Genomic DNA, 10,278 nt, shown 5'->3' on the forward strand with positions numbered 1-10,278 from the left:
ACCGCACCGGCCGCGCGCGCCGCCACCGCCCATCGCGAACGCGGCGAGCGGGGCCGAGGGGGAGCGGTCAGCCCGGCGCGGGCTCGTCGAGGGCCGCGTCGTGGACGAGCAGCGCGATCTGGACCCGGTTGTTCAGCTCCAGCTTGGTCAGCAGCCGCGACACGTACGCCTTCACGGTGGCGACGCTGAGCGACAGCTCCCGGCCGATCTCGCCGTTGGTCCGGCCGCGGCCGACCAGGGCCGCCACCGCCCGCTCGCCCCCGGTGAGGCGGCCGAGCAGCTCCCGGGCCCGCTCGCGGCGCGGGTCGGCGCCGCTGCCGGCGACGTAGGACATCATCTTGCGCAGCACCGCGGGCGACAGCATCGGCTCGCCCGCCGCCACCCGCCGGATCGCCCGGACGATCTCCGGCGGCGGGGTGTGCTTGAGCAGGAAGCCGCTCGCCCCGGCCCGCATCGCCCGCAGGATGTGCTCGTCGGTGTCGAAGGTCGTCAGGATCACGATCTCCGGCGGCTCGCGGCGGGCGCGGAGCAGCTCGGTCGCCGCGAGGCCGTCCAGGCGGGGCATCCGGATGTCCATGAGGACGACGTCCGGCCGGTGCTGGTTGACCGCGGGCACGACCTCCGCGCCATCGGCGACGTCCCCCACCACGCGCAGGTCCTCGGCGCTCGCCAGCATCATCGAGAGCCCTGCCCGGACGAGCGCGTCATCGTCCACGATGAGCACGCGGATGGGGGAGGAGTCCATCCCGTCACTCTACGGGTCCGGCGGCGTCGGGATCATCGCCGTCCGGAGGCGGTTCAGGTGCCGAGGAGGCGGCGGCCGCTGATCTCCAGCGCCGCCAGCCGGAACCAGGCCTCGCGCTCGCCGCCCGGCCACGGGTCCACGCGCACCGCCTTGTCGCGCTCGTCGTCCGACAGCCGGTGGGCGCCGCCGCGCAGCAGCACGCTCCAGCCCGTGCGCGACCCCTCGTCGAAGTGGTCGACCTCGAACGCCGCCCGCACCTGCCCGCCCGTCACGGCCGACAGGAGGCTGCGGTTCAGGCGCCCCGACACCGACGTCCGGAAGAGCACGGACTCGCCGTCGACGGTGTAGTTGACCGGGACCACCGCCGGGCCCTCGCCGTCGTCGTAGGCGACGCGGCCGACCCCGCCCGGCGCGATCAGGCGCAGGCATTCGGCGCGGTCGAGTTCTTCCAGGGCGGGCTGCTCGGACGACTCAGGTGCCATGTCCTTCACCATGCCCCCCACCGGGGCCGCCATGCCTGGTCGCCCGCGCGAACGCCGTTTCGATACCGGCGGGCGGCCGGAGGCCGGGCCGGGACGCCGTACATGGGGCCTGCACCAGGAGCGGCGTGCCGCTGGCCGGAGGACGGGCCGGGGTGATCACCGCAGTGCGCGCTGGACGGCCCGCGCCTAGCGTCGGGCCCCATGACGACGACACAGACGAGGCGGCGGGGGAGGCCCCGGCGGACGGCGGCCGTCCTTGCGGCGGGCGCCGCGGTCGCGGGCGCGGCGAGCGTGCCCGCGCCGGCGCATGCGGGCGCCCCGCCGGGCTGCGGGGACCGCCCGGCGACCCGACGCGCTTTGGAGCGGATGACCGGCGGCGACAGGCTCACGGGCGCGATCGTGCGCGTGGACGATCCGGCCTGCGGGTCCTGGACGGCCGCGAGCGGCATCGCCGACCGGCGGACGGGCGCGCCGATGCGCGCCGGCATGCGCGGCCGGATCGGCAGCATCACCAAGAGCTTCACCGCGGTGGCCGTCCTCCAGCTCGCGGGGGAGGGGAGGATCGCGCTGGACGCGCCGGTCGCCCGCTACCTGCCCGGCCTGATCGACCGGAACGGCTACGACGGCCGGACGATCACGGTGCGGAGCCTGCTCCGGCACACCAGCGGCCTCCCCGACCACATGGACACCTTCCCGACCACCGAGGACTTCCGGTTCCGGCACTTCGAGCCCCGGGAGCTCGTCGACCGGGCCCTCGGCCTGCCGCGTCCAGAGGGGACGTGGCACTACTCCACGACCAACTACGTCATCGCCGGGATGATCATCGAGAAGGTCACCGGCCGCACCTGGGCGGACGAGGTGGAGCGCCGGATCATCGCGCCGCTGCGGCTGCGCGACACCTATTGGCCCGGCGACGAGACGGGGATCCGCGGCCCGCACCCGCGCGGCTACGTCCGGACGACCGAGGACGGCACCGTCCGGTGGAAGGACTACACCGAGATGAACCTGTCCGCGGGCTGGGCGGGCGGGGCCCTGATCTCCAGCACCCGCGACGTGAGCACCTTCTTCGGCGCGCTGCTCGGCGGACGGCTCCTGCCCCGGAACCTGCTTCGGGAGATGCGGGAGACCGTCGACGCCGACCCGGACCGCGTGTGGAAGGACGCGAAGTACGGCCTCGGGCTCATCCGGACGCCGCTGCGGCGCTGCGGCGGCGACTGGTGGGGGCACGCCGGTGGGATCGAGGGGTTCTCCGCCTTCGGCGGCGTCGCTCCCGGCGGCCGGCGGGTGGCGGTGCTGTTCAACGACGGCGCGAACAGCCTGAAGGAGTTCGACGACCAGCTGGCCCTCGTGGACACCGCCCTGTGCGAGGGCGGCGGAAGGGAGCGGAAGTGACGGCGAGCAGGACGGTCCGCAGGATGCGGACGGTCGTGGCGGCGGGCCTCGCGGCGGTGGCGACGGCGGCGTTACCGTCCGCCGTCGCGGAAGGCGCGGAACCGAGACCGGGACCGGGCGCCTCCGCGGACGGGGGCCTCGGGCGCTTCTACTCCCAGCACCTCGCGTGGAAGGACTGCGCGCTCGGCCCGGACGACCAGGTGGGGCGGGAACTGGACGAGGCGGGAGCCCGCTGCGCCGGCGTCACCGTCCCGCTCGACTACGCGCGGCCGGACGGGCGGACGATCACGATCGCGATCTCGCGGCTCGCGGCGTCCGACCCCGCGCACCGGATCGGCACGATGATCCTCAACGGGGGCGGCCCGGGACCGGCGATCGACATGCCGCCGTACATGCGCGGCATCATGAAGCAGGCGGGCCCGCGCTACGACCTCGTCGGCATGGACCCGCGCTCGCTCGGCCGCAGCGCCCCGGTGGACTGCGGCTGGCCCAGCGGCACCTGGATCAGATCGGCGGGGGAGAGCCGGCGGTCCTTCGACCGCGCGGTCGCCTTCGCCAAGGACCTCGCGGACCGGTGCGCGCGGACGAGCGGCGACCTCCTGCCCCACGTCAGCACCCGCAACATCGCCCGCGACATGGACATCGTCCGCGGCGCCCTCGGCGAGCGGACGATCTCCTACAACGGGGCCTCGTACGGCACCTACCTCGGCGCCGTGTACGCGTCGATGTTCCCGGGCCGGCTGGACCGCGACCTGCTCGACAGCTCGGTGGACCCCGCGCGCTGGGGCCCGCGCCTGCTGGCCGGCACCGAGACCGCCAACGACCGGGCGCTCGCCGCCTGGGCCGGCTGGGCCGCCGGGCGGGACGCCGAGTACGGCCTCGGCGGCACGCGCGCCGAGGTCCTCGCGACCGTGCGGCGGGTCGTGCGGGCGTCCGCCCGCGAGCCGCTGGCCGTCGGCCGGTACCGCGTCGACGACGGCACCGTGCCCGTGCTGCTGTTCAACGGCCTCGGCACCGACGAGGACGCCGCGAGGGCCGACCTCGCCGCGTCCGTCCGCGTGCTGAAGCAGGCCGCCGAGGAGGGCCGCGCCGAGCCGACCGAGGCACTGGACGAGGAGCTGGCGTTCCTGCTCACCGGCGCGGAGTCGCGCTACGGCAGCGGCCAGACCGCGATCGTCTGCGGGGACGCCGCCGCGCCCCGCGATCCCGAGGTGTACTGGCGCGACGTCCAGCGGCACCGGAAGGACTCCCCGTCCTTCGCGGGCGTCGCCTACGGGATCAACCCCTGCGCGTTCTGGCCGGTGCGACCGCGCGAGCCGCTCACCCCCGTCGGCGGGCACGTGCCCGCGCTGATGGTCGCCGCGACCGGCGACACCCGCACCGACTACGCCTCCAGCCAGGGACTCCACCGGCTGCTCCGCGGCTCCCGCATGATCACGCTCCGGGACGCGTACGTGCACGCGCCCTACCAGCGCGGATACCCGAACGACTGCGTGAACGACGCGGCCAACGGCTACCTGCTCACCGGCCGGCTCCCCGAGACCGACGTCACCTGCGCCCCGCAGGGCTGACCGAAGACGTGAAGGGGCGCCCCGGCCCGGGCGCCCCTTCACCACGGTCGCGTCAGTTGAGCTGGGTGCCGGTGACGGGCGCGCCGACCGCGCTGCCCTTCAGCCACTCGTCCCACGTCTTGGCCCACGGCGTGGGGCCGTTGCCGAACTGGAGTTTGCGCGTCGTCCCGGTGACCTTGATGATGTCGCCGCGGTTGGTGAAGTCGTAGAACCACTTCGCGTCCGAGGGCGAGGCGTTCACGCAGCCGTGGCTGACGTTGTCGTTGCCCTGCGAGTCGGTCGACCACGGCGCGGAGTGCACGAACGTCCCGCTGTAGGTCATCCGGACGTTCCACTTCGTCGGGATGCGGTACTCGCCCGGGTCGCCGGTGGTGGCCGAGTCCATGACGATGTTGGCGGCCTTCTCCTGCGCGATCATCGTCCCGCTGTAGCTGTCGTGGCCGGGCTTGCCGAGGCTGACCTTCATCGTCCGCACGGTGGCGTCGCCGTTGGTCACGGTCGCGCGGTGCTTCTTGGCGTCGATGGTGGTGACGTGCTTCGGGCCGACGGTGAAGTTCAGCGTCCGGTCCTTCATGCCGTACATGCCCTCGCCCGCCTTCAGCCCCGCGAGGCGCGCGACGACCTGGACCTTCTCGCCGGACGGCCAGTACTCCCGGGGCCGGAAGTCGACCTCCTTGTCGCTGATCCAGTACCAGGCGCCCTCGACCGGCTTCGACATGCGCACCTCCAGGGCGCGCTCGACCGCGACCTTGCCCGCCTTGGTGCTCACCGGCCGCGACAGCAGCAGCTGGACCGGCATCCCGACGCCGACCGTCTCGCCCTCCAGCGGCGACATGCCGCTCTCCAGCTTCCTGGCCGGCGTCAGCGTCGTGAACGTGGACGTCGCGGTGACGGGCTTCCCGCCGTCGCCGCTGCCCTGCGCGGTCACCGTGTACGTCGTGGACGGCCGCAGGTTCCGCGCGCTCTGCCAGGACTTCCCGTCGGCCGCGAGCTTGCCCTCGGCCTTCTGGTTCTTGCCGTAGGTCAGGGTGACGGACGTCAGCTTGCCGCCGTCGGCCTTGACGGTGACGGGCTGGTCGGGCGCGACGCCCTTGGTGCCGGTCGCGGGCGCGATCGCCAGCTTGGCCGGGGCGTCGCCCTTGCCGCCTCCGCCGCTGTCCCCGTCCTTGCCGCCGCCTCCGGACGAGCATCCGGCGATCGTGACGGCCACCGCCGCGACGATCGCCGCGCTCGCCGTGCGTGCCCTTCCCGGCCGACCCATGCGCACCTCCGGCTCCCCTCGCCACTCGACGCGGATAGTACTGCCGTCAGGGTATGCGCGGTTTGAAGGAAGTCATGCGGATGTTCGGAACCCGGCCGGTCACGTCCGGCCGCGCGGCGCGTCTCGCCTGGACACGCGCCGCGCGGTACGGGCGCGTCAGCTCCCGGCGGGCCGGCCGGCGCCCGGGGGCAGCTCGGCGGCGGCGGCCCGGTCCAGCAGGACGAGGGTCCGCTCCCGGCCCCGCGCGCCCGACGCCGGGACGTGCGCCGGGTCCGGCTCGGCGAGCGCCCGGCCGATCGCCTTGGCCTTCCCCTCCCCGGCCGCGAGCAGCCACACCTCGCGCGCCGCGCGCAGCGACGGGAAGGTCAGCGTGATCCGGGTCGGCGGCGGCTTGGGGGAGTCCCGCACCGGGGCCACGGGGCGCTCGTCGCGCAGCGCCGGGTACTCGGGGAACAGCGACGCCACGTGCGCGTCCGGCCCGACGCCCAGCATCAGCACGTCGAACACCGGCACCGGCACGCCGGAGCCGCCCGCGGCCGTGCGCAGCTCGGCGGCGTACCGCTCGGCCGCGGCGTCCGGGTCGTCGCCGTCGGGCCCGTCGGACGCCGGCATCGGATGCACCCGGGCCGGGTCGAGGCCGACGTGGTCGAGCAGCGCCTCGCGGGCCCCGGTCTCGTTGCGCTCCGGGTCGCCCGCCGGGAGGAACCGCTCGTCCCCCCACCAGAGGTCCACGGCGCCCCAGTCGACCGCGTCGCGGGCGGGCGCGGCGGCGACCGCGGCGAGGACCGCTGTGCCGACGCCGCCGCCGGTGAGCACGACCGACGCCGAGCCCCGCGCGGCCTGCGCGTCCGCGATCGCGGTGACGAGCCGCGCCGCGGCCGCGTGCGCGAGCAGGTCCTGGTCGCGGTGGACCAGGACCTCCGGGGTGCTCACGCGTCCTCCGGCTTGGACCGCCGCGACGGCTTCTTCTCCGAGGGCTTGCGCCCCGTCGCCTTGCCCCCGCCCTGCGCGGAGGACGACTTGCCCGAGGCCGCGGGGCGGCCCGCCTTCTCGGCCGCCTCCGCCGCGGGCCCGGTCGTCGCCGCGTCCGCGGTGGCCGACACCGGCTCGTTCGCCAGGCCCTCGTCGGACGTGCCGCCCGCGAGGTCCTTGGCGAAGCGGGCCGCGGCGTCCTGGTAGACCTCGTCGGGGTCCAGGCGGCGCAGCTCCTCGGCCAGCAGCTCGGACATCGGGCGGCGCACCAGCGCCACCTGCCGGTCGGGCTGCCCCGGCCGGCACAGCGTCGCGACCCGCCCGTCGGGCCGGTGGACGACGATGTCGCCGCCCGTCGTGGTCAGCCGGACGCCGGTGATGCCCGGCCCCTCGGACACGCTCCGGTCCACGGCCACGCCGAGCCGGATCGACAGCCACGCCGCGAGCAGCTCCGCGCTCGGGCTGTCCGGCTCGGCGGTGACCTCGCCGGCCGTGATCTCGTCGTGGTCCTGGTCGAGGGCGGCGGCCAGCAGCGACCGCCACGACGTCAGCCGCGTCCACGTGAAGTCGGTGTCGCCGGGCCGGTACCCCTCCGCGAGCTGCGCGAGCGTGCCGAGCCGGTCGCGGGCCGCGTAGGCGTCGGTGACGCGGCGCTGCGCGAGCCGGCCGAGCGGGTCCTTGGCGGGCTGCTTCGGCACCTTGCCGCCCGGCCACCACGTCACCACGGGGGTGTCGGGCATCAGCAGCGGCACGACGACCGAGTCGGCGTGCTCGGCGAGCGGCCCGTACATGCGCAGCAGCACCGTCTCGCCGGGGCCGGTCTCGCCCATGCGGATCTCCGCGTCCAGCCGCGAGGAGCCGCCCCGCGGGTCGCGGGAGATCACGGTCAGCACCCGGCAGGGGTGCTCGCGGGCCGCCTCGGTCGCCGCGCGGACGGCGTCGTACTGCGCCGACTCGTCCGTCACGATGATCAGGGTGAGGACCATGCCGACGGCGGGGCCGCCCATCAGGTGCCGGGCCTGCGTCAGCGCTTCCTGGATCCGGCGGGTCGTGGTGCCGGTGAGGTCGATGTTCATCAGAGCCGCCTCCAAGTGCGACCGTCGCGCGCCATGAGCTCGTCGGCGCTCTCGGGCCCGTAGCCGCCGGACGGGTACTGCTCCATGTCGCCCTGGCTCGCCCAGTACTCGGTGATCGGGTCGAGGATCTTCCAGGAGAGCTCGACCTCCTCTTGGCGCGGGAACAGCGGCGGATCGCCGATCAGCACGTCCAGCAGCAGCCGCTCGTAGGCCTCGGGGGAGGACTCGGTGAACGACTCGCCGTAGGCGAAGTCCATGTTGACGTCGCGGATCTCCATCGAGGTGCCGGGCACCTTCGAGCCGAACCGGACCGTGATGCCCTCGTCCGGCTGCACCCGCATCACCAGCGCGTTCTGCCCGAGCTCCTCGGTGTCGGTGTGGGAGAACGGCAGGTGCGGCGCCCGGTCGAACACCATCGCCACCTCCGTCACCCGGCGGCTGAGCCGCTTGCCGGTGCGCAGGTAGAACGGCACGCCCGCCCACCGGCGGTTGTCGATCTCCAGCTTGATCGCCGCGTAGGTCTCGGTCCGGGAGCCGGCCGGGATGCCGTCCTCCTCCAGGTAGCCCTGGACGCTCACGCCGCCCTGCCACCCGGCGGCGTACTGGCCGCGGGCCGTGGCGAGCGACAGGTCGCTGGCCACCCGCACGGACGACAGGATCTTGGCCTTCTCCTCGCGGACGGCCTCGGCGCTGAACGACGTCGGCTCCTCCATCGACGTCAGCGCGAGCAGCTGGAGCAGGTGGTTCTGGATGACGTCGCGGGCGGCGCCGATGCCGTCGTAGTAGCCGGCGCGGCCGCCGATGCCGATGTCCTCGGCCATCGTGATCTGCACGTGGTCGACGTACGAGCGGTTCCAGATCGGCTCGTACATCGTGTTCGCGAACCGCAGCGCCAGGATGTTCTGCACCGTCTCCTTGCCGAGGTAGTGGTCGATCCGGAAGATCGACTCCTCGGGGAAGACCCGGTGGACGGTGTCGTTCAGCTCCTTGGCGCTCTTCAGGTCGTGCCCGAACGGCTTCTCGATGACGACCCGCCGCCACTGGCGCTCCTTGCGCTCGGCGAGGCCGCTGCGCTGGAGCTGCTCCACGACCTGCGGGAAGAACTTCGGCGGCACCGACAGGTAGAACGCGTAGTTCCCGCCCGTCCCGCGGCTCTCGTCCAGCTCCTTGACCGCCATGGCGAGCGCGTCGAACGCGCCGGGGTCGCCGAACTCGCCGGGGACGAAGTGCATGCCCTCCGACAGGTGCGTCCAGACGTCCTCGCGGAAGGGCGTCCGCGCGTGCGCCTTCACCGACTCGTAGGCGATCTGCCGGAAGTCCTCGTTCTCCCAGTCCCGGCGCGCGAACCCGACGAGCGAGAAGCCCGGCGGGAGCAGGCCCCGGTTCGACAGGTCGTAGATGGCGGGGAGCAGCTTCTTGCGGGACAGGTCCCCGGTGACCCCGAACAGCACGAGCACGCATGGCCCGGCCACCCGCGGCAGGCGCTTGTCCCGCGGGTCCCGGAGCGGATTGGCTGTGTTGGTCACGTGGCGGCCCCCTCTACTCGCACTTCGCCTTCTCGCTCTCTGCAGTGGACCGTTCCTGCCCACTGATCCGGCCTCGTATCACGGCTCGGCCCTCGTCGCCGGGCCGTCCCGCTCGCACTGAGCATCCTGCTATGACCACGCATCCTGTGTTGACCCCGTGTCCCATGACAACGCGGAAGTAGGTGTCGCCGCCGCCGGAGAGCTCATGCCCCTCCTCGGGCGGAGTCCAGCAGCCGGGCGAGTCCCGCCCAGCGGTTCTGCAGGTGGAGCCTGACCACCGGGCGGCCCGCCCCCGCCGCCGCCCGCACGTCGCCGAGGGCCCGCGCGAGCTGGAGCGCGCCCAGCCGGTGGCGCCGGTCCGGGACCGGCACGTCGCGGACGACGTTACCGGTCACCACCAGGTATACGCCGTTCTCCCGGAGATCATTCCCGAACGCCGGGTAACGGGAACCCCAACTGACCGTTACGGGGCGAGCGCAGCGCGCGGCGAGCAGCGCCGCCAGCCTGCGGACCTGCGGTCCCTGGCCGCGTGCCTCGTCCGGATCGAGGTGCGCGACGATCGCGAGGTGCCCGTCCGCGCCCGCGGACGCCGCGAGCGCGTCCAGAAGCGGCCCCAGCCCGGCGGGCGCGGTCCCGGGCGGCGCCATGGCCCCGGTCGCGCTCCGGGAACCGGTCGCGGCCTCGGCGAGCGCCCGGTCGGCGGTGCGCACCTCGACGGCGCGGCCCGGCTCCCCGTCCACCAGCAGCGGCTCCCCGTCGCCGCCCGGGGCCGGGGGACTCCCGCGATCGGGGTCGGCGAGCGGGTCGGCGCCCAGCAGGTAGGCGGCCACGGCCGCGGCGTACTCCCACACGACGAGCTGCGCGGCGAGCGGCCCCGAGACGGTGGCGTCGTCCTGCCGCGGGCGCCCGTCCAGCGTCACGAGGAACAGGTCGTCGGACGGCACGACGGGCAGGCCGCCGCCCTGCACGATCGGCAGCAGGCGCCCCCGCACGGACTCGCGGAGCAGCGCGGCGACCCAGCCGGCGAGGCCGGGGAGCGCGGCGGGGTAGCCGCCCAGCACGACCGTCCGCCGCCCGGCCCGGACCGCGCCGCCGAGGATGGCGCCGAGCACGAGGCCGGGATTGTTCTCGGGACGGGTCAGCGAGGGCAGCACCGCGGCGGCCTCGTCCAGCAGCGATGCCACGTCCACCCCGGCGAGGGCGGCCGGGACCAGCGCGTAGGGGGACAGGGCCCCGAACGCGGTCGGCGCGGG

8 protein-coding genes and 1 pseudogene are annotated in these 10,278 nt (G+C 74.6%); 2 read left to right on the forward strand and 7 right to left on the reverse strand.

The window, feature by feature from the left end:
- Nucleotides 1–67: 67 nt before the first annotated feature.
- Both E1300_RS42765 and E1300_RS42770 read right to left on the reverse strand, forming a co-directional pair.
- Nucleotides 68–745 (reverse strand): response regulator transcription factor, encoded by a 678-nt coding sequence (locus E1300_RS42765; RefSeq protein WP_131762998.1) that lies wholly within the window; start codon nt 743–745, stop codon nt 68–70.
- Nucleotides 746–798: 53 nt separating this feature from the next.
- Nucleotides 799–1,227 (reverse strand): pyridoxamine 5'-phosphate oxidase family protein, encoded by a 429-nt coding sequence (locus tag E1300_RS42770; RefSeq protein ID WP_131762999.1) that lies wholly within the window; start codon nt 1,225–1,227, stop codon nt 799–801.
- 201 nt (nt 1,228–1,428) lie between these two features.
- Between E1300_RS42770 and E1300_RS42775 the strand changes: the two genes are divergently transcribed.
- Both E1300_RS42775 and E1300_RS42780 read left to right on the forward strand, forming a co-directional pair.
- Nucleotides 1,429–2,619, forward strand: a complete 1,191-nt coding sequence (locus tag E1300_RS42775; RefSeq protein ID WP_131763000.1) for a serine hydrolase domain-containing protein — start codon at nt 1,429–1,431, stop codon at nt 2,617–2,619.
- Complete coding sequence (locus tag E1300_RS42780) at nt 2,616–4,190, forward strand: alpha/beta fold hydrolase (RefSeq protein WP_242619758.1); 1,575 nt, start codon at nt 2,616–2,618, stop codon at nt 4,188–4,190. The genes E1300_RS42775 and E1300_RS42780 overlap by 4 nt, the downstream gene beginning before the upstream one ends.
- 52 nt (nt 4,191–4,242) lie before the next feature.
- Here the strand turns inward: E1300_RS42780 and E1300_RS42785 are convergent, their stop codons facing one another.
- The 5 genes and pseudogenes from E1300_RS42785 to E1300_RS50795 all read right to left on the reverse strand — a co-directional run.
- Nucleotides 4,243–5,451, reverse strand: coding sequence for a L,D-transpeptidase (locus tag E1300_RS42785; protein WP_131763001.1), 1,209 nt, complete (start codon nt 5,449–5,451; stop codon nt 4,243–4,245).
- 156 nt (nt 5,452–5,607) lie between these two features.
- Nucleotides 5,608–6,384 (reverse strand): 6-phosphogluconolactonase, encoded by a 777-nt coding sequence (pgl, locus tag E1300_RS42790; RefSeq protein WP_131763002.1) that lies wholly within the window; start codon nt 6,382–6,384, stop codon nt 5,608–5,610.
- The gene (gene opcA / locus E1300_RS42795; protein ID WP_131763003.1) at nt 6,381–7,499 is read right to left on the reverse strand and encodes a glucose-6-phosphate dehydrogenase assembly protein OpcA; all 1,119 of its coding nucleotides are present in this window, start codon (nt 7,497–7,499) and stop codon (nt 6,381–6,383) included. The genes pgl and opcA overlap by 4 nt, the downstream gene beginning before the upstream one ends.
- A complete protein-coding gene (gene zwf / locus E1300_RS42800) occupies nt 7,499–9,025 on the reverse strand; it encodes a glucose-6-phosphate dehydrogenase (protein WP_131763004.1) in 1,527 nt (508 codons plus the stop codon). Before zwf ends, opcA begins: the two co-directional genes overlap by 1 nt.
- Nucleotides 9,026–9,228: 203 nt before the next feature.
- A pseudogene (locus E1300_RS50795) lies at nt 9,229–10,278 on the reverse strand (phosphoheptose isomerase); the annotation flags it as partial.

It is taken from the genome of Actinomadura fibrosa, assembly GCF_900659615.1.
In the GTDB taxonomy this organism is placed as follows: Bacteria; Actinomycetota; Actinomycetes; order Streptosporangiales; family Streptosporangiaceae; genus Spirillospora; species Spirillospora fibrosa.